A 24,073-nucleotide genomic window follows, 5' to 3' on the forward strand; every position below is an offset into this window, starting at 1 on the left:
TTTTGTTTAGGCACTATGTCTAATTACTTTATACTAAATACTAACGACTACAGAAATAAGTATCAAGATCTCACTTCAAAAACTCCACGTTCCAGATTTTTTCAGCTTTGCGTCCAATTAACCAGAAAGAGGCGGCGAGAACGGAGAAAAATAAGGCTTTGTGCCAGCTGTCCCAGAAATATTCAAAATACCTCGTGTAAAGGTTAATAAAGAGGAAGGTAATGCCAAACTCGCGGGCAACATCATCACGATATTTTAAACCAATGAAAGTACTCGCTACGCATACCGCGGCCGAGATCAAGGCCCAATAGAATAGACTTAATTGTCTAACCGAATACCATTCTTCCAAACTGGCAAAGTTTCCGAAAACGGAGAGCCCCCATAATGCTACAAATAGGTATACCATTCCGGCGATGTACGTAACCTGAAAAAAATGTTGAAGATTGGGCATCTTTTTCATTAGAAATGAGGCAGCCGTTATTATGGCTCCAAAGGCTACGAAGCGTAGGGGATAGTTCATGCCAAGAAAGTAATAGTTCCATCGGCTTAAGTATCCCGTTTCAGTGCCAAACCATGCACCCAGAGAAATTAATGCAAAAATCCAGATCAACCTTGATTTGAAGGCATACCCCAAAGCGCCGTAGATAATAACCGAAATCAAAATCAATATGGTGAAATTCCCCGAGCCATTATCTATCGACTTGCCGAAATAGGCAATTGCATTTGCAGTTAATAAAATAGCCGAAAATACAATTGCCTCATTACTGAATTTCAGATGGCTCTGATTCTTTTTTCTTCTAAAACCCAAAATGTATAGCCAGGCCGCAATACCAGCAGAGATGATGGCAATAACAATATTCGGCGTGTTGTAAATGCTTTGCAGGTATTTAAGAATGGTATTGTCTATCAGTAGAGAGCCTAAAGCAATTACTCCGCAGGCCAGCGCAACCCAGAAAGCATATTGCGCCAGGCGTAGCCAGTCGAAATCTTTAGCCTCATAGCTCTTGCGAAGCTTTGTACTGGTTTCTTCAGTGATTAAGCCATCATTTGTCCACTGCTCAATCATTTCATCCAGAAACTCACTCTTCTCGCGATCTACTTTCATCAGTTTTTAGTTTACATTTCGCAATTTACAGTTTCCAGTTCCCAGTTTTCAATTCCCAGTTTGCAATATTCAGCTTTCAGTTCAACAATTAAGCAATCAAACAGTTAAACAATAATAACAATAAAACCTCAGTTCTAAATAACCTCTTTAATCTTCTTATTGTTCCCTACAATCCAAATAACATCTCCTGTATCAAAAACAAAATCCGAAGAAGGATTCAAGATTCTGTCGCTGCCACGTTCGATACCAACAATTAGTGCCTGGGCCTTCTCTCTTATTCCTGCGTTTCGGATACTTAAACCGTGAACGGGCGACTCTGCATGAACAACTACTTTTTGGAGCGTCATTTCTTTATCTGGAAAGGTATTTTCCTGTTCTATCTCCGGAGCTTCAATTTCTAAGATGTGTTTTACTGCGGCTAACTGATCATCTGCTCCAATTAAAAGGAGCTTATCGTTAGGGTAGAGTCTTTCTTCTCTTCCCGGCGTAGGAATACTATTTCTTCCGCGCTCAATCAAGGCAATATTAACACCGTACTTTTCCCTAATCATCAGGCTGGCTAATGTTTGTCCTACCACCTCAGACTCAGGAGAAACGGTTAATTCAGTTAAGTGGGTATCCCAGGGTAAAATGGCCGGTTTTTGGTTCTCCCGTGCATTAAGATTAAGAATGAAGCGTTTCTCCAGCTTATTGTAAAAGGCCTGGAGCTTTCTGGAGAAAATAACCATCACCAATACAATTAATACAAGTGCGATGCCGGCAGCCACCCAGGTATCGAAGAATTCATACATTAAAAAGCCCACGAAAAATATGCCTAAGCCTATCCTGAAAATCTCAATGGCAATTAATGGACCGCGGGTATACTTTTTGTTTAGCCAAAGGTGAGAATAGGCCGTTTTCTGAATTCTTCTGATAGATAGGGCCCATAAAAAAGGTGCCATAATAATAAAGGAAACAATTAAGCTAATAATGGTAGATTGAATACCAATTACCACATTTTCGGCAATGAAAGGTTGTATATATCTCGATGCAAGGAAAATTACTGCAACAATAATTACCGAATGGATAATGGTATTGAAAGCATAACTGCGGAGGAGTATTTTCCAATCGCTTAAGGTTGTAATTCCTTCTGTACTAGAGCTGTATCTGCTAATTCCATCCAGCCATTTCTGAGGTAATATCCTAACAAGAAAATTATAAAAGGATTCAGAAGATTTAATGAGGTATGGTGTGGTGAAGGTAGTAATGGCTGATGCCGCAACCGCAATCGGATATAGAAAGTCGCTGGTTACCTTTAAGGTTAATCCCAATGTGGCAATAATAAAAGAAAACTCTCCAATTTGGGCTAAACTCATACCTGCCTGAACCGAAGTTTTTAAAGGCTGACCTGATAGTAATGCACCAAGGCTAGAGCTGATTAGTTTTCCGCAAATGGTTGCTAAGGTAACTACAATGATGGGAAGGCTATAATCTAATAAGATCTGAGGGTCTATCAACATACCTACCGATACAAAGAAAATAGCAGCAAATAAGTCTTTTACAGATTTAACCAGGTGCTCTATTTTTTCTGCCTGAGTAGTTTCTGCCAATATTGAACCCATAATAAATGCACCCAAAGCAGGAGAGAAGCCAACTTTTACCGCCAATAAAACCATAATTAAGCAAAGTGCCAATGATACAACCAGCATGGTTTCATCATTCATGAGTTTTCTGGTGGCCTTTAAAAATGTTGGAATCAGGAATATTCCGCCTAAGAACCATAAAACTAAGAAAAATGCCAGTTTAAGAATGGAGATGAGCATTTCGCTACCTGCAAATTGCTGGCTTACGGCCACAGTAGATAGGAGTACCAGGAGTAAAATAGCTACTAAATCTTCAACAATGAGTACGCCGAATACCAAGCCTGCAAACTTTTTGTGTTTTACACCGAGTTCTTCAAATGCCCGAATAATAATGGTAGTGGAAGATACAGAGAGGATACCACCCAGAAATATGCTGTCCATGGTTTTCCAGCCCATCAGTTTTCCTGCAGCGAAACCAATCAGGAGCATGAAAACAACCTCTACCACGGCTGTGATGGAGGCGGAACCGCCTACTTTAACCAGCTTCTTAAAGCTGAATTCGAGCCCCAGGCTAAAAAGTAAAAAGATTACGCCAATTTCGCCCCAGATGTTAATGCTTTTGGTATCGGTTACTGATGGTAGAAAATCAAAGTGCCTGCTAACCAGTATTCCGGCTAAAATATAGCCCAAAACGAGCGGTTGCTTAATTTTTTTAAATATAAGGGTGGTAATTCCTGCGGCAGCAAGTATTAAACCAAGATCGGCTATTAAGTCGGGTAAATGCATTTAAATAATAATAGGTTAAATATTGTTTAAGCGCAATGCGCTTGTTATTTGTTTCAGGAAAAATACTTGGATGAGAAGGCGGTCAATCTGCCGAAATTCAATTCCAGCTGTTCGACAAACGTCTTCATTCATTCAAATACACCATTTACCAAAAAGCGTGCTTAGGGAACAATATTTTAAACCGACAGCTGTAATTACTTTTCAGGTGCTTAATGAAAACCCTTAGTACTTTAACAAAAACAACAAAAGTCAATAAAAAAAATATTGCTGTAAACGCGATAATATTTTCAAACTGAGGATGATTGATGAAATCCTTTTGCAGGGTTTCATTTTCGGTGGACGATGAATTTAACTTGGAAAAAATTTTATGCTTAATGAGATACTCTTTTACAATAGGTCTGAGCTCATGAGAAGAACTTTCGGTTAAGTTATTGGCCAAACCGATGCTCAATACCACGAAAATAACCAAGTAAAAAAGCCTCATTGCCGCTAATATAACGAAAATGAGGCTTTTTTGAAAGTTAAAACTGTATTTTGTATTGCTATTAAATGGAATCAAAATAAGCTAATGTAGCTTCTTTGTCTTTTTGGAGTTGAATAGTCAGGGCTTCTAATCCGGTAAATTTTACATCATGACGCAGGAATTTTAAGAAATTCATTTTAATATCCTGACCATAAATCTCCTGGTTAAAATCAAATATGTTTACCTCGATATTTCGGGTCATGCCATTAATAGTTGGCCGCTGACCGATATAGGCCATACCTTTGTAAGTTTGGATTTTAGCATCTTCCACTGGAAGTGCTGATTCCATTTCCACTGTTACTGCATAAATGCCATCGCTTGGAATAAGCTTATATGTTTCTTCTACAAAAAGGTTAGCCGTAGGGAAACCAATTGTACGACCAATTTTATCTCCTTTAATTACCCGTCCGAAAACAGAAAAAGGATAGCCTAAATAATCTGCCGCTAAGCTCACATTACCTTCAAGCAAGGCCTGACGGATTTTCGTTGAGCTTACCGCAACATCATGAATATCCTGTTCCATAATTTCCTCTACCGAAAAGCCATATGTTTTTCCGGCAGCCCTTAAATCACTAAGATTTCCAGATCTATCCTTGCCAAAACGGTGATCGTAGCCAATAATAATGTGTTTGGTGCCAATGTTATCTACCAGGGTATTTTTGATGTAATCTTCCGGATTTTGGTTAGAGAAATCTCTGGTAAAGGGCGTAATAATTAAATGATCTACCCCTAAACTTTCCAGCATCTTTGCCTTTTCATCAATGGTATTGATCATTTTCAAGTCCTGATTCTCAGGATCGATAATCATACGGGGGTGTGGGAAGAAGGTTAGGATGACACTTTCTCCCTGATCTTGCCTGGCCCTTTCAACCAATTGCCTGATGATTTTTTGATGCCCAAAATGTACACCATCAAAAGTGCCAATGGTTACAATAGCATGGTCGAGTTTTTTAAAGTCTGAAAGGTGGTGATATATTTTCAATGGAATAAAGATTAATGTAATGCATGGCGCTTAACCACTCCGCCTTTTAAATCGGCAATTTGTTGCTGTATTACAAAAGCATCTGGATCAATCTGCCTGATCATGCTTTGCAATTTACTCATTTCAAGCTTAGTTACAACGGTGAAAAGAATGTCGATATCTTTCTTATCGCCATATCCGCCTTCGCCTTTGTAAATGGTTACTCCACGTTTCATCTCGTTAATAATAAAGCCTTTAATGGCTTCCCGATGATCGGATATTATGGTAACTCCAGTATATTGTTCTACACCATTAACAATAAAGTCAATTGTGCTGGAGGCCGATAAATAGGTAAGGATGGCATAGAGTGCCGTTTCTATATTTAAAAAGTAGGCAGCAAAGGCAAAGATGATGATGTTTAAGATCAGGATAATATTCCCAACCGTTAGGATACTATTTTTACTGATGTAAAGGGCGAGTACTTCCGTGCCATCAATTACACAGCCCCCGCGCATGGCTAAGCCAATTCCTCCGCCCAGAAAAAGTCCTCCGAAAAAAGCAATTAAAAGTTTGTCGTGGGTAATCGGCTGAAAAGGAATAACAATTAAAGCGATAGACAGACAGGCAATAGCAATAGCGGTTTTAATGGCAAAGGCTTTGCCAATTTGCCTGTAACCTAATATGACAAACGGAATATTAATGAATGCAATGAGATAAGATAAATTCCATTTGGTTAACGTGCTTACCAAGAGTGATATACCAGTAACGCCTCCATCAATGAAATGGCTGGGCATTAAGAAACTTTTTAAACCAAAGCAAGCAGAAGTTACACCAGCAATAATTAAAAGTAATTCTCTTATAAAACGGGTGTTTTTACTCTTGAAATGTCTGTTCATATTTCGGTTTGAATTTTAGCTTCTTCTTTCCTGCTACGAATATAATTAACAAGTTCTAGTACCTCAAACGCATCCTGGAGTAAAAAGTTTCCACTACGAGTGCGGGTAAGTTTAGAAAGGTAGGCACCGTTATTTAACTGTTTCCCGAAATCAGATACCAGCGAACGAATGTAAGTACCCTTGCTACATACTATTCTAAAATCAACTTCAGGTAATGCTATACGGGTAATTTCGAACTCCGGAACGCTTACAAAACGCTTGCGTAACTCTACCTCTTCGCCTAGCCGGGCTTTTACATAGAGTCTTTCACCATTTATTTTAACTGCCGAGTGCGCAGGAGGATATTGTTCTATGTTGCCAATAAATGGTTTGCAAGCCTCATAAATAGCCTCTTCTGTTAAGTGGCCGATATCAAAAGTATGGTCTACTTCCGTTTCCATGTCGAAAGAAGGCGTGGTAGCCCCTAAAACCATGGTTCCGGTATATTCTTTTTCTTCTGCCTGAAAAGTATCTATCTGTTTGGTTAGTTTTCCTGTACAGATAATCAGTAAGCCAGTGGCCAGCGGATCTAATGTGCCTGCATGGCCCACCTTAAGCTTTAAGGGCTTTAATGAATTACGGATTTTACCTACTACATCAAAGGAAGTCCATTTGTATGGCTTATTGATTAGCAGTAACTCACCCTCAGCAAAGTTGAAGTCTTTAAATTTTGAATTTTCTGTACTCACGAATCTTTTTTCGGCAAAGATACAGATTATATAATTTGTAGGTTATGTCCGGTAGCCAACAAGATAATGATTACCAGTCCAGCTATGATTCTGTACCAACCAAAAACCCTGAAACCATTTTTATTTAAATAGCCAATAAAGCTTTTAATAGCCAATAGTGCTACCACGAAAGCAACTACATTCCCAATAATTAACAGGTTTACCTGCTCGTGGGTAATGGCATTTCCTTCTTTATAAAAATCATAAAGTTTCTTGGCAGTAGCAGCAAACATTGTGGGTACGGCTAAAAAGAACGAAAATTCTGCAGCCACTTTTCTACTCAATTTCTGGCTCATTCCTCCAACTATAGTAGCTCCAGAACGGGAAACCCCGGGAAGCATAGCAATACACTGGAAGAAACCGATTTTTAAAGCAGTAAGGTAATTTACATCTTCTTCTTCATTAATAGTAGGTTTATCAAACCATTTATCTACAAATAGAAGGATAATTCCGCCAATCAATAAAGAAATTCCTACTGCCATCGGACTTTCCAGTAGTTCATCAATCTTTTTACTTAGTAACAGTCCAAAAACTGCGGCCGGAATAAAGGCAACGGCGAGTTTAAGGTAAAAGTTAATGGACTTAAAGAATCTTTTGAAATACAATACAAAAACAGAAAGTATAGCGCCGAGCTGAATGGCGATGGTAAATAACTTTACAAAGGGTTCTGTTGCAATGCCCATTGTTGATGAGGCAATAATCATATGCCCCGTACTAGAAACAGGCAAAAACTCTGTTAATCCCTCTACAATAGCCAGGACAATCGCTTCAAAAGAATTCATGTATTTTTATGAGATAGTAATCGCATTAACGATAACAGGAAAACCCTTGGGTAAAGATTTTCCTGTCATTCTGGTTAATATGAATGATGATAATCCGGAAGGATAATTATTTTTTTAGAATAGCATAGATACCAAAGGCAAACCCAGCCAATACCACCAATGGGGCAAGTAAGGTTTTTCTAAAATCGTAGATATCTGTAGTGCCCATCATTAAGATAAAGCCTAATACTACAATGGCCATGCTGATAATTAATAGCTGGTAATTTTTCTTGGTGAAAACCAAGTCGCTGTGATTGTCCTTTGAAATCGGACTAGTTTTTTTTTCTGTCATTATCTGTAAAGATGATAAGATTTTAAACGTAAATATCTGCTTACTGCAAACCAGGTACTAATTCCGGTAATAAAAATGCCAATGATTAATAATCCAACAAATACAAAACCAAATTCTTTGTAGTTATTAAGGATAATGATTTCCGGCACCTCTTTTCTGGCGTAAATCAAGGTGGCCAACAAAATAATAATGGCAATAAACGCAGCAATTAAACCATGAAGCGCAGCATACAATAGAAAAGGACGGCGAATAAAATTTTTCGTTGCACCAACCAGTTGCATACTCTTAATTAAAAAGCGTTGCGAGTATATCGCCAAACGGATGGTATTGTTAATCAAAGCTAAAGCAATAACCAAAAGTACTGCAGCAAAGGCAATGATAATTAATCCTATGGTATTGATATTCTTGTTTACCATATCAATTAATGAACTTTGGTACACTACTTCTTTGACAACCGGATTTTTAGAAATGCTGGTTTTTAGTGCATCAATACTTTTATTGTTTGCGTATTCTGCCTTAAGATAGATATCGAAGGTAGAGGTTAAAGGGTTGTATCCCAGGAAGTTTACAAAGTCTTCGCCTAAATCCTGAGTCAGGTTTCTTGCCGCAAGCTCTTTGTTAACGTACTGTGTTTGCTTAACTGCAGGGTTAGCATTGAGCTCTTTTTGAAAAGCTAAAACATCAGCTTCTTTAGCACCTTCATCTACAATGATATTTAAAACAATGTTTTCTTTAACATAGTTAGATAGGTTTTTGGCATGAACAAGTACCAAGCCAAGTAGCCCCAACATTAACAAAACCAAGGCTATGCTAAATATCGTAGAGATATATACCGTTTTGGTTTTCTTAGATGCGTCGCTTACTTCGAATTCTTCCATGTATTTCAATTTTGTTTTTGCGAAAATATAAATTATACCTGATAAACGCCAATTTAATGATTTAATGATGCCGATGGGAATTATTGAGTGCTGAACTATTGAATTCTGAATGATTGAATTTTGAATAAACAGTGATCATTTTCCGAATGAACGAATAAACCCTTGAACAAATGAACCAATGACTAATGACCTGTACAATAAATGCTTCAGAATAGAGTGATTACCAGAAAACTAAAATGCCCGAAAAAAGCACAATGAGAAAGGTTTTTCCTTTTTTTGTAAAAAAACGGTACGAAATTTGGTATTCAGGCGTTAATTATTAAAACCTAAAACAATTTAATCTGCTATGAAAGCAAAAATTACATCCCTTTGTTTATTTATTTTAACCGCTATCTCTATTGTTTCTTGTAAAAAAGATGATGAATCTGTAAAGGCCCGTATTATAGGCAAATGGAATGTTAATAAAGTTGAAGTTACTGGTTATACCGGTACTGAGGCAGCAACTAAAAATGGAACATTCGGCGTAACGGGTGATTACATGGATTTCAAAGCAAATAATGATGACCAGGTAGAATTGCGTCTTACTAATCCCTTAACATCTCAATCAACCACCAACATCGGAACTTACATTGGTACTCAAGATGGTTTCAATATGGTTTTTGCTGTAGATGGATCATCGTATTGCACAATTAATACCTTAACTGAAACTAAACTAACATTCACTGCAAAAATCGATAAAACGAATGTAGTAAAGGTTTATACCTTATCAAGATAAATAATAAAGTCCCAGATTTATTTACTTAAGCCATATGACAAGTTCGTATGGCTTTTTTTGTATTTACACCTTGCTAACGCATTATTGCTGAGGTAGTTTTTGCCGAATTGGTATTTCCCTTCAACAAGTTTCAAAAAACCCTTTAATTTCTGTAATTTCGCTGCTTTAACAATTAAAACTTGCAATGGATTATCAATTCAAAGAAATAGAGCAAAAATGGCAAAAATTTTGGGCCGAAAACCAAACCTTTAAGGCCGAAAGTAATTCGGTAAAACCCAAATATTACGTGTTAGATATGTTCCCTTATCCTTCTGGGGCAGGCTTACATGTTGGCCATCCGCTTGGATACATTGCATCTGATATTTTTTCGAGATATAAAAGGTTGAAGGGATTCAATGTGTTGCATCCTATGGGATATGATTCTTTTGGTTTACCAGCAGAGCAGTATGCTATTCAAACGGGGCAGCATCCGGCCATTACAACCGAAGCCAATATTGCTACCTATCGCCGTCAGTTAGACCAAATTGGTTTTTCTTTCGACTGGAGTAAAGAGGTTCGCACCAGTGAGCCATCTTATTACAAGTGGACACAGTGGATTTTTATGCAATTGTTCAATTCCTGGTATAATATCGAGAATGATCGTGCAGAAGATATCAGTACATTAATAGAGAAGTTTAACGCTTCTGGTACCGCAGATGTAAAGGCTGTGAGCGATGAAGATACAAAATCATTCTTACCGAGCGATTGGGCAACCTTTACTGATGAAGAGCGCCAGGAAGAATTATTAAAATACCGCTTAACTTATCTAAAGGAAAGTACCGTTAACTGGTGCCCGGCATTAGGAACAGTTTTGGCCAATGATGAAGTAAAGGATGGCTTCTCAGAGCGTGGAGGTTTCCCGGTTGAGCAAAAGAAAATGATGCAGTGGAGCATGAGGATCACTGCTTATGCCGACAGACTTTTAAGAGGTTTGGATACCATTGATTGGCCTGAGCCATTAAAAGAAATGCAACGCAACTGGATTGGTAAAAGTGTAGGTGCTTCCGTAAAATTCCAGGTGGAAGGTAGCGAGAAGCAGATTGAAGTTTTTACTACCCGTGTAGATACCATTTTTGGGGTTTCCTATCTGGTACTGGCACCTGAGCACGAATGGGTGGCCGAATTGACTACTGCAGATCAAAAAGCCGATATTGAAAACTATATTGCTAAAACTAAAAAGAAATCGGAATTAGACCGCATGGCGGATACTAAAACTGTTTCGGGCGCATTTACAGGAAGCTATGTTATTAATCCGGTGAGTGGCGAACGCATTCAATTGTGGATTGCTGATTACGTTTTAGCGGGATATGGAACGGGTGCCGTAATGGGTGTACCTAGTGGCGATCAACGCGATTGGTTATTCGCTACACATTTTAATTTACCTATTGTTCAAATTTTAGATGCACAAAAGGAAATTGAAGTTCAGGCCGACCCAACTAAGGAAGGAAAATATATTAATTCTGGATTTATCGATGGCATGACCTATCAGGAGGCTGTACCGTTTTTAAATAATTGGTTGGAAGAAAAGAGACTGGGTAAAGCAAAAGTTAATTTCCGTCAGCGGGATGCTATTTTCGGTCGCCAAAGATACTGGGGAGAGCCTATTCCGGTTTACTTTAAAGATGGCCTTCCTTATTTATTACAAGAAGAAGAGTTGCCTTTACTGTTACCAGAAATTGATAAATATTTGCCTACCGAAACAGGTGAACCACCATTGGGCAGGGCAGAAAATTGGAAATATGAAGACCAGTATGAATATGAACTAAGTACTATGCCAGGATGGGCAGGAAGTAGCTGGTATTGGTACCGTTATATGGATGCAAAAAATGATCATGCTTTTGCCTCAAAAGAAGCTGTTGACTATTGGAAATCAGTTGATTTATATATTGGAGGTTCGGAACACGCTACCGGACACTTGCTATACAGCCGTTTCTGGAATAAGTTCTTAAAAGATTTGGGCTATACCCATGAAGAAGAACCTTTTAAGAAATTGATTAACCAGGGCATGATTCAGGGTAGAAGTAACTTTGTTTATCGTGTAAGTGATGAAGATGGAAAACCGACCAATACTTATGTTTCTGCAGGATTAAGAAAGGATTATAAAACATCTGCTTTGCACGTTGATGTAAACATTGTAGAGAACGATATACTGGATTTGAATAAATTTAAAGCCTGGCGTGAAGAATATGCCAATGCTGAATTTATTTTAGAAGGTGGCAAATACATCTGTGGCGTAGAGGTAGAGAAGATGTCTAAATCAAAGTTCAATGTGGTTAATCCAGATGATTTGATTGAGCGTTACGGTGCTGACACTTTGCGCATGTACGAGATGTTTTTAGGTCCGCTAGAGCAAAGTAAGCCATGGAATACCAACGGTATTGAAGGGGTTTTCAAGTTCTTACGTAAATTCTGGCGTTTGTTCCACAACGAAGACTTAACATTCCACGTAAATGATGCCATTCCAACGAAGGCAGAATTGAAGTCATTGCATAAAATCATTAAAAAGGTACAGGATGATGTGGAGCGTTTTTCGTTTAATACCTCAGTATCTAGTTTTATGATTGCAGTAAACGAGTTAACGGATTTAAAATGCAAAAACCGTCAGGTATTGGAAGATATGGTGATTATTTTATCGCCTTATGCACCACATATCTGTGAAGAACTTTGGGTTTTATTGGGTAATGAAGCGGGAACACTTTCTTACACCGCATTCCCAACCTTCAACCCGGCTTACCTGGTAGAAGATGAGTTTGCTTATCCGGTTTCTGTAAATGGTAAAATGAAAATGAACATCAATTTGCCATTAACTTTAGAGCAAAAGGAAGCCGAGGCAATTGTTTTAGCCAATGAGCAATTCCAGAAATACTTAGAAGGCAAGACACCTAAAAAGATCATTTTTGTAAAAGGAAAGATTATTAACGTAGTGGTTTAGGTTGAGCCAAAGCTAAGCTTAAATACAGAAGCTGAAAGCGAAGTATAAAATAAAAGAAAAACCCGAGGAGTTTGTACTTCTCGGGTTTTTTATTAGGTAGTCAACTGATTGTTTAATTGTTGAACTGTTTAATTGTTTAACTGGAAACTGCAAACTGCATGGTGCTGGTGAGTTGCTTAGCTGTTGAGTTGGTTAGCGGTCCAATTGCTCAACTGTACATCGTCAACTGCAAACTGATTGTTTAATTGTTGAACTGTTTAATTGCTCAACTGGAAACTGATTGCTTAATTGTTTAACTGGAAACTGGAATCTGCCAACTGAAAACTGCCTACTGAAAACTGCCTTAAGCTTTTCTTCTGTTGCCGCCAAACTTTCTGTTATTGCTTGCATTTCTAGGTTTGCCGCTCATGTTACCATCACCGCTTTTACCGCCGCCGCCACCTTTTGATGGGCGTTGTGGTTTGCGTTTAACCTGAGCCTTAGCCAACATACTTTGCCAGCTTAAAGGATAAGGATGGTCTTCAACAATTGGAAGCGTAATCTTAATCAGTTTCTGAATGTCTAGTAAATATTCATTCTCTTCTGCATCACAGAAAGAAATGGCATTCCCATTTGCACCTGCTCTACCGGTACGACCTATACGGTGTACATAACTTTCAGGAATATTCGGTAATTCATAATTGAATACGTGAGAAAGTTGCTCAATGTCAATTCCTCTAGCAGCAATATCGGTTGCTACCAATACACGGATTTTCTTTTCTTTAAATTCTGTTAATGCTCTTTGACGGGCATTTTGTGATTTATTTCCATGAATGGCTGCGGCTTTAACGCCTGCGTGACCTAAATCCTTTGCAATTCTATCTGCACCGTGTTTTGTACGGGTAAAAACCAGTGCTGTTTCAATGCTCTTATCTCCTAAAAGGTGAATTAACAACTTCTTTTTATCTGGCTTATCAACGAAATAAATAGACTGATTAATGGTTTCAGCCGTAGAAGAAATAGGGGTAACCTCTACCTTGGTAGGGTTAGATAAAATGGTATTGGCTAATTTTTGAATTTCATCAGGCATGGTTGCCGAGAAAAATAAGGTCTGGCGTTTCGCAGGGAGTTTAGCCACCACTCTTTTTACATCGTGGATAAAACCCATATCCAACATCCTGTCTGCTTCATCTAACACAAAAAGCTCGATAGTGTTTAAATTAATGAATCCCTGATTCATCAAATCCAACAAACGACCCGGTGTAGCTACCAGAATATCCACACCTCTTTTAAGGGCATCAGTTTGCGGTGTTTGTCCAACGCCACCAAAAATAACCAAATGGCGCAGGTTTAAATTCCGCCCGTAAGCCTTAAAGCTTTCTTCAATTTGAATGGCAAGCTCTCTTGTTGGGGTTAAAACTAATGCTTTAATATTTTTTGAAGCTTTAGTGTTGATGTGCTTCTCATGTAAAAGTTGTAACATGGGAATAGCAAATGCGGCAGTTTTACCTGTTCCGGTTTGCGCGCAGCCTAATAAATCTTTTCCTTTTAAAATGGTAGGAATTGATTGTTCTTGTATGGGGGTTGGTTGTGTATAACCTTCGGTCTCAAGTGCCTTTAAAATAGGCTCAATGAGGTTTAATTCTTTAAATAACATGTATAATTTCTAAATATTTGCGAAGAAGCCGGAACAATCATCAGAGATGAAGGACTAGCTTGCGGAGAGAGCGATTTATTGTGATAGAGAAAAAATCACAAATGCCATATTCCTGCTTCGGGGGCAAAGATAGGTAAATTAATTTGTATTTAAGATTACTGTGGTATTCTAAGGAATTAGCATGCAACTAAACATAGCTAATGCTTTAAGGCAAAATCAGGCTGTTAAAAAATGCTAAAATTTTCAGGCCCAAAGCAATAAAACCGTATTATTGCACTTATACGTACATATTAATATGTGGAATAAGAATCTAAAAAATTTCATGCTTCTGGTTTTTTTACTGGGCTTCCAAACAATTGCTTTCGGACAAAGTAAAAAGGTACAACTTCCTGCCAATTGGTTTAATCTTGATCTAATAGAAAGTGGTTATTTTGGAATCAGTACCGAAAAGGCTTATCGCGAGCTACTAAAGGACAAAAAGCCTAAAGAAAAGATTATTGTTGCAGTAATTGATGGTGGAGTAGACACGAAGCACGAGGATTTGAAGGATGTGCTGTGGACGAATAAAAACGAAATTCCAGGAAACGGTATAGACGATGATGGAAATGGCTATGTTGATGATATACATGGCTGGAATTTTATAGGCTCAAAAAAAGGAAATCTGGAGTTTGATAACCTGGAATTGGTTAGGTTGTTGCGGATATACACGCCTAAATATCAGTCTACTACAAATTTAACTCCCTTAGATAGTGCACAAAAGGAGGAATTCAGGTTATACAAAAAAATGGTTGGCGATTTTGGTAAAAAATATGAAGATGCCAGCAAAACCTTTCCTGTACTCATTGCCATTAAGAAAGTAATGGATTCTGTTGCTAAAATTAATAACAAACCAGTAGCCAGTTTAGAAGATATTGATAAATATGTGCCCGATAATGAAGATGAAGAATATGTAAAAACCATTATTAAAAAAGGCACCAAGGAAGAGGGAAGTGTAGAGAAGTTTTATAAGAGTATTAAGGATGGGTACGATCAATACGATGCCATGCTTAAATACAATTTGAATCCAAAATACGATCCACGTGCAGCATTGGTAGGCGATGATTATAGCAATTCGAACCAGCGTAATTATGGTAACAATGATGTAAAAGGACCTGATGCAAAGCACGGAACCCACGTTTCAGGTATTATTGGTGCCAATCGCCTCAATAATTTAGGGATAATGGGAGTGGCTAATCATGTTGAGATCATGGCCATTCGAGTTGTACCTACTGGCGATGAACGGGATAAGGATGTAGCCAACGGAATAAGATATGCGGTAGATAATGGGGCGAAGGTAGTTAACATGAGTTTTGGAAAATCGTACAAGTGGGATAAGAAAGTGGTAGATGAAGCTGTCAAATATGCAGAAAGCAAAGGCGTTCTACTGGTTCACGCCGCTGGTAATGATAATCAGAACAATGATATTGAAGAAAACTACCCTAATAAATACTTTGATAGCCCTGAAGCGGAAGCTTATAAGGAAGCACATAAAAAGCCCTTTAACCCCGACTTTAGTCCGCCAAAGGCAATTAACCAGAATGGAATGGGAATGAGGCCACCATTAGAACGGAATGCGATTATTAAACCTGCTCCCTTAGATTCTGCTAAATATAAACTACCTCATGCTTCTAATTGGATAGAGGTAGGTGCCAGTGCCTATAAAGATGATGATAACCTAAAAGCCGATTTTTCTAATTACGGTAAATATAATGTAGATGTTTTTGCACCAGGTTTTTTAATTAACTCTACCATTCCGGAAGGTAAATATGAAGAATTGGATGGTACAAGTATGGCATCTCCTGTAGTGGCCGGATTGGCAGCCTTAATTTTAAGTTACTACCCTCAATTAAAGCCGGCTCAGGTACGGGAGATCATCATGAAATCTGTGAGCAAGGTGAATCACAAAATCAAGTATAAGAATGAAAAAGACGAAAATGTGAAAGTTCCTTTTTCTGATATCTGCGTAAGTGGTGGTATTGTCAATGCCTATCAAGCGTTGAAGCTGGCCGAAACTTATAAGTAGATCGGTTGGCAGTTTTCAGTTTTCAGTTCGCTGTTAACAGTTCAGGTTTGAATTTACAGTTCTTGGCATCAATTAAATGGTTTGGATAAAATCATGAAAAGTGCCAAATGGATAGCCTTTTGCCTTCATCCAGGCGATTAGTTGCTCCATGCGTTTAATCATTTTCGTGCCTGTATTTTTCCGAACATACCCCGGGAAACCAAAACGTTCAACATCATCCAAATCGGTAAATTCCCATGGGTGAAAGTAAATGTTAAGGTAGTTATCTTTTTTATAGGTCCACTGGGCTAAAAACTTGTAAATACTGAGCGGTAGGTTATGGAAAGAAAGCCAAAATAACGGGAATCTAATAACAGGACTTACTGAGGCAGGAATCTGCAATACCTCATTTTTTCTAAAAAAGGTTCTGGATATATGGAAGTTATTATATCTTCCTGGCAAATAAGTTGGGTTAATGGAGGTATTGTAAACATAGCCAGCTTTCTGAACTTCTTTTTCATCTACGGGCATCATTCTGGCCATGCGGTAACCTGTTATCTCTACCCCCGATAACTTTTGCAGTTTGCGTTTAGATTGGAGTAAATGTTCGGGTTTAAAATCGGAATGGTAATAGCCATGTGAAGCGAGTTCATGCCCGGTTTCTGTAATTCTTTTAATTAAGTCAGGAATATTTTCGGCAAAGGTAACAGTACAGAAAAAGGTAGCTTTAACATCATACCGATCTAAGAGGTCTAAAATGGCTATGGTGCCGGCACGAGATATGGCAATCTGGTCTTCAAATGCAATCTCCTTGCCGTATTCAAATGGCATATCAAACTCTTCTATATCAAAACTTAGTAATACCATTATCTAGTTGGAATGTTGGTTGAACGGATAATATAATTAGGACGGTTTTTGCTCTGCATAAACATTTTCCCCACGTAAATGCCAATAATCCCTAAGATAATTAATTGTAAACCTCCGAAGAAGACGATAGTCATGATGACAGAGGCCCAGCCAGAAACTTCTACATGGTTTAAAAAGGCATAAAGTACATAAGGAACGTATAATACTGAAGCAAATGAAAGGATAAAACCTAAATAAACAGCAGAATAAAGTGGCTTAATGCTAAACGAAGTAACACCATGCAGGGCTAACCTAAACATTTTTTTAATGGTATATTTACTTTTTCCAGAGAAACGGGCAGCAGGATTATATTTAATGGCATATTGCTTAAATCCTAACCATTTTACTAATCCGCGTAGGAAAGGTTCATTTTCCTGGAAATTGCGAAAAACATTCACAACTTTCTGATCAAGTAATCTAAAATCGGCTGCTCCAGCTTCTAATTCAATATCTGATAGCCAGTTTAACAATTTATAAAATAGACTGGAAGAACTTCTTTTACCTTTAGACAGGTTTTTATCCTCTTCTCTAATGGTATACACCACTTCGAAGCCTTCTTCCCATTTTTGAATCATCTGGGGAATCAACTCTGGTGGGTGCTGCATATCGCAATCCATAGAAATGACACAATCGCCAAAGGCATGGTCCATTCCGGCTTTAACGGCTAATTGGTGCCCGAAGTTTTTGGAGAACTCTAAAAAAAAGATGTTCTCGGCCGTTGCGGCATATTCTTTTATTCTTTCGAGCGTATGGTCTGCACTTCCATCATCTACTAAAATAATTTCGTAGTTATAATTAAGCGTCGCAAATACACCTTTAATACTCTCTGCAATTACAAAAATATTATCTGCTTCGTTGTAAGCAGGGATAACTATAGAAACTAATTTATTCATTTATTGGCAATCTGATAGGTTCCAAAATCTTCTTTCAGCATTTGATAGGTCAAAGTTAGCCAAATTACCACGCATGGTAGTGCTTTAAGCGAGTTTAAACGGATAAATTCTTTAACGGTGCGAGGGAAAATATCTGTAGGGGATAAGCTTGTAAGTAGAAAGGCGAAAACAAATAGGGCGATGATCCATGCCGGTTTAGGGCTCGGTTGAACGATAAACCAAATGGCTACTCCGGCAAAAGCAATAATATAGGTTGGAGATTCGGATCCGCTGCTAAAAATGACTGTGAAAATGAGCGTTGAAGCCAGAAGCATGAGCTGGAACCCTAGGTTTTTATATTGTTTGATTCTGAAATAAGGCAGCGCAAATAAGATAAGTCCGCCAATTAGAAAGGGACCGTTAGGAATAGTCACATCTCCAGATATCCTGCGTACCATACCCATAAGTGAAATATCCTGAAAAGAAGTTAGTGATGCATTTAAGGAATTTTTGTGGGTTAAAGATTGATACCAATCCTGATAACTCTGTATAATAAAGGCTGGTGAAGAGATGGCCATTGGCAATACAAACAACACCAGAAATGCCGCAATTCCTCCTAAAATGAATTTAAACTTATTTTTAGTAAAGAAGAAAAAAGCCAGTCCTACAATACCATATAGTTTAATTAATGTGCCTAAAGCAATAAAAAAAGCCGATTGAACCTCTTTCCTTTGAACTGCGTAAGAAAAGCTCAATAAAATTAAACCGGTAAGTGCAATATTAAATTGAAAGCTGAATAATGCCGTTAAAGTTTCGTGGGCACAGATCCAGGCAATTATTGTTTTTTTATTTTGGGAAAGTGGCAAGCTGTAAATTCCCCAAAGTAAGATAGCTACATTAGCAATGTTCCATAGGAAAGTTCCCAGGCCATCGGGTAGTAAGGCAAAAGGTGCTGCAAATAACGAGAAAACAGGCCCATAGTGGTTACTATCCAAGTATTCAGCGTAGTTCTTGTAAAGATTTTGGGCATCCAGCGTATGCCAGAAAACATATTTATAAATGAGGTAATTATTGAAGCTATGGTGTAAATATTGTTTGCTGGTTGCGATAATAGCCAGTAAAACATATAAAACAATAATACATTCCTTTCTCAATAGAAAAGCGATCGCTTTTTGAAAATTTGGTTTGCTCAACAGGGTCATTGTGATTTTGCCACAATATAAGGAATTTCTGTGTAGTGAATTACTTCAACAAGGCACATAAATTTCTTTTAAAGGGATTGGAGTGCTGTTTAGTAAGCGGTATGCAGGCTGAGTGTTTTTTCAAATGTGACTTTAAAGGTTGTTCCTATTTCTGGTGAAGAGCTAACCTCAATCTTCAAGTTCAAATAATTAGCGATACTTTTTACAATAGCAAGGCCTAAACCATAACCCATATTTTCGGCATGTCCGGTTTTTTTAAAGCGATCAAAAATGTATGGAATTGCTTCGGCTTTAATGCCAAAACCGCTGTCGATAACATATATTGTGTAATTACCTTTTTCTAAGCCGTCAGTAATTTTTATTGTGCCATTGTCTTTGTTGAATTTGATGGCATTATTAATCAGGTTGTAGAAAAGCTGAAATAAAAGGTCGTGATTTATATTTTTAATTTTTATCTGTTGATTAAGATTGACCTGTAAGTGAATGTTTTTTTCTTCCATTCTATGGCTTATTTCCTCTGCAATTTCATTAAATAATTTTTGTGGCTCTAGCTGTTCCAGTTTAGAAAATTGTTCATTTTCAATTCTTGAAATTAGAAGGAGTGAGCGGGAAATTTTCTTTAATCTTTCGAGGGTCCTCATCATATCCACAATGTGCTCCTGCACTGTCTCGGAAGCCGATTCTTCGGTAAGTAAATTTTCCATCTTATTTTGTAAGATGCTGATGGGGGTCATAAACTCGTGAGAAGCATTGGCCGTGAACTCTCGCTCCTTCTCAAAGGCTTCATTGATCTGATCCATTAAAGATATGAGCGACTCATCGAGGTACTTAAAATCATAGGTACTGGTTGTAATGTTACCCGGGTTCTTTTTAAAAGGAAACCTGGTATTAGCCAGCCTGAGTTTTATGATTTGGCTTAGGGGTTTAATCAATTGACGGGTAAAAATTAAATCGATAATAATGCTCAAGGCGATAAGGAAAATAAGAACATATAAAGCAAAGCGTTGCAAGGCATCATTATACAGGTTGATACTTGCAGTAGTTTTACCGATTTCTAAGAGATAATTTTTCTTATTCTTTTGAAAAGTAAAACTCAATACCCGGTAAGCCAATGTATCTTGCTCTACAATTCTTTTGGTATCGCGTATAGTATCCAGTTTAAGGCCTGGAACGGCAGCTTCCAGTGCGATATACTCATCTTTAAGCATGGTATAGCTTCCGTAATTTTCTTCACCTTCGAGATAATAATCAAGTCCCTTATTATTGATGTTTTGGAGAACTTTTTTTTGCTGGTTCCTGAGGGAAAAGTTGGTGTAGTTAGCAGCAATCTGCCCAACTAAGAAGGGAAGCAATAGCACAAACAGACCTACAATTGCCAGTTTAGATCCGGTAATAAATAAAGTAAGTTTAGTAGATAGTTTCAATTACTTTTTAATTCTATAGCCAACACCCCGAACGGTTTCCAGCCAATCAGTAGGTGCATAAATATTTAACTTCTTTCTGATATTTTTAATGTGGGCATCTATGTAATTCGAATCGTAATCATCATCTACAAAGTTTCCCCAGATATGTTCACTCAACTGTATTCTGGTGAGTACCCTGTTTTTATGAAGCAGCAGATAGCTTAATAAATCAAATTCTTTACGGGAAAGTTCAATTTGTTCTTCGCCAAAGAAAACGAACCGTTTTTGAAGGTCAACGTTGAAGTTGCCGAGGGGGAGGAGTTCTTCTGCAACTTTAAATTTTCTTCTGGCAATGGCTTGCATCCTGGATTGGAGCTCGGGCAAGAAAAAGGGTTTTGCCAAATAATCGTCAGCCCCCATATCCAAACCAGCCACTCTATCTTCGAGCTTTCCTCTGGCCGTAAGGATAATATACGCTGCATCAGGATTACTTTTTTTTGCTTTAGTTAAGAGATCAAAACCATCACCATCGGGTAAACCTAAATCAATCAATACATAATCATACTGGTTCATCTCCAGTTTTTCGAAACCCTGTTTAAAGTTATGTGCAAGATCACATAAGAAAAAAGCCTTTTTGAGAAATTTTTCCATCTCAAAGGCAAGCGTTTTTTCATCTTCTATGATTAATACCTTCATGCTAAAACTGATAATAAACAGCCAGACCAAAGAATGATTGTTGATGTTTAACCTCCTCTTGCTTTGAATTTCCCAATATCGAGAATTGATAACTGGCTTCTGCGAGAAAGTTTCCTGTACTATAATTTACAGGCAATTTGAAGTTATAGGCAAGCAATTTGAATTGATTCGTTGAGCTTTCTATGGTTTCAGTGGTATTGCCATTCACAATTCCTGGGGCCGAGCCGCTTTTTCCGTTGCCATTAGAATTTTGTCTTTTACTTTTTTCTACAATGTAGGTTTCATAAAAACGGGTTGTGCCTGCCGTTATTTCGATTGCTGGTGTAATCGAGATGAGGTTATTGTCGTTAAAGATTGTTCCAAGTTCGATTTCTTTTGAATTACCGAGGCTTAGAAACAGGTCCCGCTGCCTTCCGAAAGCAAAGTCGATACTCATATCTGTTTTAAACCAGGGCCATTGATAGGCAGCCGAAGTATTTATATTGTTGCTATTGGATGCTTGCAGCAAAGGCGAGTTAGTTGGGAAAAAGGAGTGTGTATAGGCAATACCGGTGGTAAATTTTTCGTTGAAATCGTATTCATAGCCGATGCCTAAATCAGTTTCTGAGATTGCTGAGCCATAATTTAGAAGTTTGTAACCGCCACCTGAAAAATATAAACCGTTCGAAAACCTTAAGGTAGCATTGAATAAAACATAAGGGTATTTCTCTGATGTAACCTGACCGTAATAATTAATGTTGCTGTTGTACATGGCTGCAACGGTAAGTGTTGCTTTCGTCGAATCTTGCTGGGCATGCACCTTTGCTACTATAAAAGAGATGAATATTATGAGGCGGATCTTCATAGGTTTACCCGTTAAGGTCTTTTAATCTTCGGTTTAATAATTTTAATAGGTTTTACTTTTACGTTTGGCTTTACTGCCATTGGCTTAATTTGTCGTTTAGCTCTCGGTACCTCTTTAATTTTAGGCTGATCTGGTTTTGGGTGGCCTGACGTTTTTTTATCCAATTTTTTCTGATCCTGTTTTTTTCGCTCTTGCCCTTGTTGTGTATTTAGGGAAACTTCATAAGAGCCCACAACAGTATTGTCCATCCTTGAGGCGAGTGCACATGCTGAAATAAAAAATATGAGGGAAAGTGTAAGGGCTAATCGGATCATTTTATAAATATAAAAAAAGTTTACCCCATTACGAGGTAAACTCCTACCTAAAACCATCATGACAGATGGAGCTTATACACTCAAATGTAGATAGGCAACATGAAAATAAGATGAAAAAAATAAATTAAAAATTTCATGTTGGTTTCATCTTCGGCCTTCAACTTTGGGTATAAAAACTTGAAATAACATCTACAATTATGAAAACAAAATTTGCCTATACCGTTATAGCCGTATTAGTAACCGTGGTGCTGATGACTTTTAACGGATGTAAGAAAAATTCATCCAGTCAGGGAACTACTAAAGTTCAAATAAAAATGACTGATGCCCCAGGTAATTTCGATAAGATCAACCTGAGTGTAAAAGAAATCGTTTTGGTATCGGGAGATAAGCCTTACATTTTCGCGGCAAGCACTGGAATATTCGATATTCTGGATTTTAGAATCGGAACCAGCAATCCAGATATTTTAGTTGCTTCTGGCGAGATGCCTACTGGCGAGATCACAGAAATTAGATTGGTACTCAATGAAACCGGAAATACCATTGTGGTAAACGGTATTCAGCAGGAGCTTAAAACTCCAAGTGCACAAACCTCTGGTTGGAAAGTGAAGTTGACGGCCAATCCTGAATTAGTTGAAGGCGCAACTTATACGTTACTTTTAGATTTTGATGCTGCAAAATCTATTGTGAGCACGGGAAATGGAAAATATTTATTGAAACCAGTGGTACGTGGTGTAGCTGCTGCAACTACAGGATTAATTTCCGGAACAGTTTTACCTCTGGCCAGCCATCCTGAGGTATTGGTTATTGCAGGGACAGATACTGTGGGTACTGTAGCTGACCCGTTAACTGGCAGATTTACTGTGGGTGGTTTGGCATCGGGTATTTATTCGGTAAAATTTGTGCCGGTTGTAGGTTACAAAGACAGTACAATCACTGCTGTGAATGTTGCTTTGGGACAAAATACAGCCTTGGGTACCATCACCTTGAAACAATAAAAAACTGAAATTCACATCTAAATATAAACACATGAAAAAGTTACTTTTGCTGTTATTACTCGTACTGGGTACCAGCATTTCTTTTAAATCTCAGGCTCAGGTAAGTGTAAATGTAAATATAGGCTCGCAGCCACAATGGGGGCCCGTAGGATATGATTATGTAGATTATTACTATTTGCCTGATATTGAAAGTTATTATTATGTGCCTAAAAGGCAGTTTATTTATTTAGGTACTGGGGGCTGGGTTTTTGCTACCTCATTACCACCCAGATACAGGGGGTACGATTTATACAATGGCTATAAAGTAGTTATCAACTCTCCTCAACCTTACCGCTATTTTACTACACATAAAGTGAAGTATGCTAAGTTTAAAGGAAATCATGGTCAATCGGTTATAGCAAAAAGTAAGAACAAGAAATATGTGGTGGGGAATGCTAAGGGCAATTCCAAAGCTTACAAAGCTGTTTCTTATCAGAAGGCTAAGCCGGTTAAGCTACAGCATATTAATAAGGGAAACGGCAAAGGAAATGGCCAGGGTAATGGCAAAGGAAAACATTAGTTGTTTGTGTTATCAAAATAAAAAACCTCCAAATCCGGAGGTTTTTTATTTAATTCTTTTTTTGCTGTCCTGGAGCAAAGGGTCTTGCAGATTTAGAACCTGTACCCTTTTTTGCTTGCCCGGGAGGAACTTTTCCGCTGTTGCCAGCCGTTCTGGTGGTATAACATGCACTGGTTAAAAGCATTGCTGATAATGCCAGGATAAAGTATATCTGTTTCATAGTTTTTTATAGGATTGTACTATAACTGTGCCAAGTTCATATTCCACG

Annotated in this window: 22 protein-coding genes; 5 read left to right on the forward strand and 17 right to left on the reverse strand. The window is 38.0% G+C overall.

All coding sequences use genetic code 11. From position 1 onward, the window contains the following. Positions 1-70 precede the first annotated feature (70 nt). The 8 genes from BMX11_RS08295 to BMX11_RS08335 form a co-directional block, all read right to left on the reverse strand. Entirely contained in the window at positions 71-1,105 is a 1,035-nt protein-coding gene (locus tag BMX11_RS08295) for a DUF2157 domain-containing protein (protein WP_090883375.1), read from the reverse strand. 134 nt (positions 1,106-1,239) lie between these two features. After that, positions 1,240-3,453: a cation:proton antiporter domain-containing protein gene (locus BMX11_RS08300; protein ID WP_090883377.1), complete on the reverse strand. Its 2,214-nt coding sequence runs from the start codon at positions 3,451-3,453 to the stop codon at positions 1,240-1,242. 545 nt (positions 3,454-3,998) lie between these two features. Further along, positions 3,999-4,958, reverse strand: coding sequence for a bifunctional riboflavin kinase/FAD synthetase (locus tag BMX11_RS08310; RefSeq protein WP_090883381.1), 960 nt, complete (start codon positions 4,956-4,958; stop codon positions 3,999-4,001). An 11-nt stretch (positions 4,959-4,969) separates the two neighbouring features. Next, positions 4,970-5,833, reverse strand: a complete 864-nt coding sequence (locus BMX11_RS08315) for a YitT family protein (RefSeq protein ID WP_090883383.1) — start codon at positions 5,831-5,833, stop codon at positions 4,970-4,972. Further along, the gene (gene truB / locus BMX11_RS08320) at positions 5,830-6,561 is read right to left on the reverse strand and encodes a tRNA pseudouridine(55) synthase TruB (protein WP_090883386.1); all 732 of its coding nucleotides are present in this window, start codon (positions 6,559-6,561) and stop codon (positions 5,830-5,832) included. Before truB ends, BMX11_RS08315 begins: the two co-directional genes overlap by 4 nt. Before the next feature lie 26 nt (positions 6,562-6,587). Further along, a complete protein-coding gene (locus tag BMX11_RS08325; RefSeq protein WP_090883388.1) occupies positions 6,588-7,382 on the reverse strand; it encodes an undecaprenyl-diphosphate phosphatase in 795 nt (264 codons plus the stop codon). 106 nt (positions 7,383-7,488) lie between these two features. Then, entirely contained in the window at positions 7,489-7,713 is a 225-nt protein-coding gene (locus BMX11_RS08330; protein WP_090883390.1) for a DUF3098 domain-containing protein, read from the reverse strand. Next, entirely contained in the window at positions 7,713-8,591 is an 879-nt protein-coding gene (locus BMX11_RS08335) for a cell division protein FtsX (protein WP_090883392.1), read from the reverse strand. Before BMX11_RS08335 ends, BMX11_RS08330 begins: the two co-directional genes overlap by 1 nt. 346 nt (positions 8,592-8,937) lie before the next feature. On the opposite strand from BMX11_RS08335, the gene BMX11_RS08340 reads away from it, so the two are divergent. Both BMX11_RS08340 and leuS read left to right on the forward strand, forming a co-directional pair. Continuing rightward, the gene (locus BMX11_RS08340; protein ID WP_090883393.1) at positions 8,938-9,366 is read left to right on the forward strand and encodes a lipocalin family protein; all 429 of its coding nucleotides are present in this window, start codon (positions 8,938-8,940) and stop codon (positions 9,364-9,366) included. 184 nt (positions 9,367-9,550) lie between these two features. After that, positions 9,551-12,337, forward strand: coding sequence for a leucine--tRNA ligase (gene leuS / locus BMX11_RS08345; RefSeq protein ID WP_090883395.1), 2,787 nt, complete (start codon positions 9,551-9,553; stop codon positions 12,335-12,337). Positions 12,338-12,680: 343 nt separating this feature from the next. Here the strand turns inward: leuS and BMX11_RS08350 are convergent, their stop codons facing one another. Beyond that, entirely contained in the window at positions 12,681-13,973 is a 1,293-nt protein-coding gene (locus BMX11_RS08350) for a DEAD/DEAH box helicase (protein ID WP_090883397.1), read from the reverse strand. A gap of 322 nt (positions 13,974-14,295) precedes the next feature. Between BMX11_RS08350 and BMX11_RS08355 the strand changes: the two genes are divergently transcribed. After that, on the forward strand, positions 14,296-16,035 hold the full coding sequence (locus tag BMX11_RS08355) for a S8 family peptidase (protein WP_090883649.1): 1,740 nt from the start codon (positions 14,296-14,298) through the stop codon (positions 16,033-16,035). Between the two features lie 72 nt (positions 16,036-16,107). Here the strand turns inward: BMX11_RS08355 and BMX11_RS08360 are convergent, their stop codons facing one another. The 7 genes from BMX11_RS08360 to BMX11_RS08390 all read right to left on the reverse strand — a co-directional run bounded on the left by BMX11_RS08360 (position 16,108) and on the right by BMX11_RS08390 (position 22,251). Further along, the gene (locus BMX11_RS08360) at positions 16,108-16,881 is read right to left on the reverse strand and encodes a polysaccharide deacetylase family protein (protein WP_090883398.1); all 774 of its coding nucleotides are present in this window, start codon (positions 16,879-16,881) and stop codon (positions 16,108-16,110) included. Then, on the reverse strand, positions 16,881-17,813 hold the full coding sequence (locus BMX11_RS08365; protein ID WP_090883400.1) for a glycosyltransferase family 2 protein: 933 nt from the start codon (positions 17,811-17,813) through the stop codon (positions 16,881-16,883). The genes BMX11_RS08360 and BMX11_RS08365 overlap by 1 nt, the downstream gene beginning before the upstream one ends. After that, a complete protein-coding gene (locus tag BMX11_RS08370) occupies positions 17,810-18,985 on the reverse strand; it encodes a glycosyltransferase family 87 protein (RefSeq protein ID WP_394332672.1) in 1,176 nt (391 codons plus the stop codon). The genes BMX11_RS08365 and BMX11_RS08370 overlap by 4 nt, the downstream gene beginning before the upstream one ends. A gap of 98 nt (positions 18,986-19,083) precedes the next feature. Continuing rightward, a complete protein-coding gene (locus BMX11_RS08375) occupies positions 19,084-20,418 on the reverse strand; it encodes a sensor histidine kinase (RefSeq protein WP_090883404.1) in 1,335 nt (444 codons plus the stop codon). After that, complete coding sequence (locus BMX11_RS08380; RefSeq protein WP_090883407.1) at positions 20,419-21,093, reverse strand: response regulator transcription factor; 675 nt, start codon at positions 21,091-21,093, stop codon at positions 20,419-20,421. A 1-nt stretch (position 21,094) separates the two neighbouring features. Further along, the gene (locus tag BMX11_RS08385) at positions 21,095-21,937 is read right to left on the reverse strand and encodes a hypothetical protein (RefSeq protein ID WP_090883409.1); all 843 of its coding nucleotides are present in this window, start codon (positions 21,935-21,937) and stop codon (positions 21,095-21,097) included. 11 nt (positions 21,938-21,948) lie between these two features. Then, the gene (locus BMX11_RS08390; RefSeq protein WP_139180148.1) at positions 21,949-22,251 is read right to left on the reverse strand and encodes a hypothetical protein; all 303 of its coding nucleotides are present in this window, start codon (positions 22,249-22,251) and stop codon (positions 21,949-21,951) included. A gap of 197 nt (positions 22,252-22,448) precedes the next feature. On the opposite strand from BMX11_RS08390, the gene BMX11_RS08395 reads away from it, so the two are divergent. Continuing rightward, entirely contained in the window at positions 22,449-23,246 is a 798-nt protein-coding gene (locus tag BMX11_RS08395) for a DUF4382 domain-containing protein (protein WP_090883414.1), read from the forward strand. A 31-nt stretch (positions 23,247-23,277) separates the two neighbouring features. Continuing rightward, entirely contained in the window at positions 23,278-23,805 is a 528-nt protein-coding gene (locus tag BMX11_RS08400; RefSeq protein WP_090883416.1) for a hypothetical protein, read from the forward strand. Between the two features lie 49 nt (positions 23,806-23,854). Here BMX11_RS08400 and BMX11_RS24270 read toward each other — a convergent pair whose 3' ends face one another. Then, positions 23,855-24,025: a hypothetical protein gene (locus tag BMX11_RS24270; protein ID WP_175474510.1), complete on the reverse strand. Its 171-nt coding sequence runs from the start codon at positions 24,023-24,025 to the stop codon at positions 23,855-23,857. Positions 24,026-24,073 lie beyond the last annotated feature (48 nt).

This window comes from Pedobacter rhizosphaerae (assembly GCF_900111155.1).
Classification (GTDB): domain Bacteria; phylum Bacteroidota; class Bacteroidia; order Sphingobacteriales; family Sphingobacteriaceae; genus Pedobacter; species Pedobacter rhizosphaerae.

Coding starts and splice junctions, on each gene's coding strand:
- BMX11_RS08315 (WP_090883383.1), bottom strand. CDS start 5,833: ATGAACAGACATTTCAAGAGTAAAAACACCCGTTTTATAAGAGAATTA.
- BMX11_RS08330 (WP_090883390.1), bottom strand. CDS start 7,713: ATGACAGAAAAAAAAACTAGTCCGATTTCAAAGGACAATCACAGCGAC.
- BMX11_RS08300 (WP_090883377.1), bottom strand. CDS start 3,453: ATGCATTTACCCGACTTAATAGCCGATCTTGGTTTAATACTTGCTGCC.
- BMX11_RS08385 (WP_090883409.1), bottom strand. CDS start 21,937: ATGAAGATCCGCCTCATAATATTCATCTCTTTTATAGTAGCAAAGGTG.
- BMX11_RS08380 (WP_090883407.1), bottom strand. CDS start 21,093: ATGAAGGTATTAATCATAGAAGATGAAAAAACGCTTGCCTTTGAGATG.
- BMX11_RS08400 (WP_090883416.1), top strand. CDS start 23,278: ATGAAAAAGTTACTTTTGCTGTTATTACTCGTACTGGGTACCAGCATT.
- BMX11_RS08350 (WP_090883397.1), bottom strand. CDS start 13,973: ATGTTATTTAAAGAATTAAACCTCATTGAGCCTATTTTAAAGGCACTT.
- BMX11_RS24270 (WP_175474510.1), bottom strand. CDS start 24,025: ATGAAACAGATATACTTTATCCTGGCATTATCAGCAATGCTTTTAACC.
- BMX11_RS08335 (WP_090883392.1), bottom strand. CDS start 8,591: ATGGAAGAATTCGAAGTAAGCGACGCATCTAAGAAAACCAAAACGGTA.
- BMX11_RS08295 (WP_090883375.1), bottom strand. CDS start 1,105: ATGAAAGTAGATCGCGAGAAGAGTGAGTTTCTGGATGAAATGATTGAG.
- BMX11_RS08390 (WP_139180148.1), bottom strand. CDS start 22,251: ATGATCCGATTAGCCCTTACACTTTCCCTCATATTTTTTATTTCAGCA.
- BMX11_RS08355 (WP_090883649.1), top strand. CDS start 14,296: ATGCTTCTGGTTTTTTTACTGGGCTTCCAAACAATTGCTTTCGGACAA.
- BMX11_RS08340 (WP_090883393.1), top strand. CDS start 8,938: ATGAAAGCAAAAATTACATCCCTTTGTTTATTTATTTTAACCGCTATC.
- BMX11_RS08360 (WP_090883398.1), bottom strand. CDS start 16,881: ATGGTATTACTAAGTTTTGATATAGAAGAGTTTGATATGCCATTTGAA.
- BMX11_RS08325 (WP_090883388.1), bottom strand. CDS start 7,382: ATGAATTCTTTTGAAGCGATTGTCCTGGCTATTGTAGAGGGATTAACA.
- BMX11_RS08365 (WP_090883400.1), bottom strand. CDS start 17,813: ATGAATAAATTAGTTTCTATAGTTATCCCTGCTTACAACGAAGCAGAT.
- BMX11_RS08395 (WP_090883414.1), top strand. CDS start 22,449: ATGAAAACAAAATTTGCCTATACCGTTATAGCCGTATTAGTAACCGTG.
- leuS (WP_090883395.1), top strand. CDS start 9,551: ATGGATTATCAATTCAAAGAAATAGAGCAAAAATGGCAAAAATTTTGG.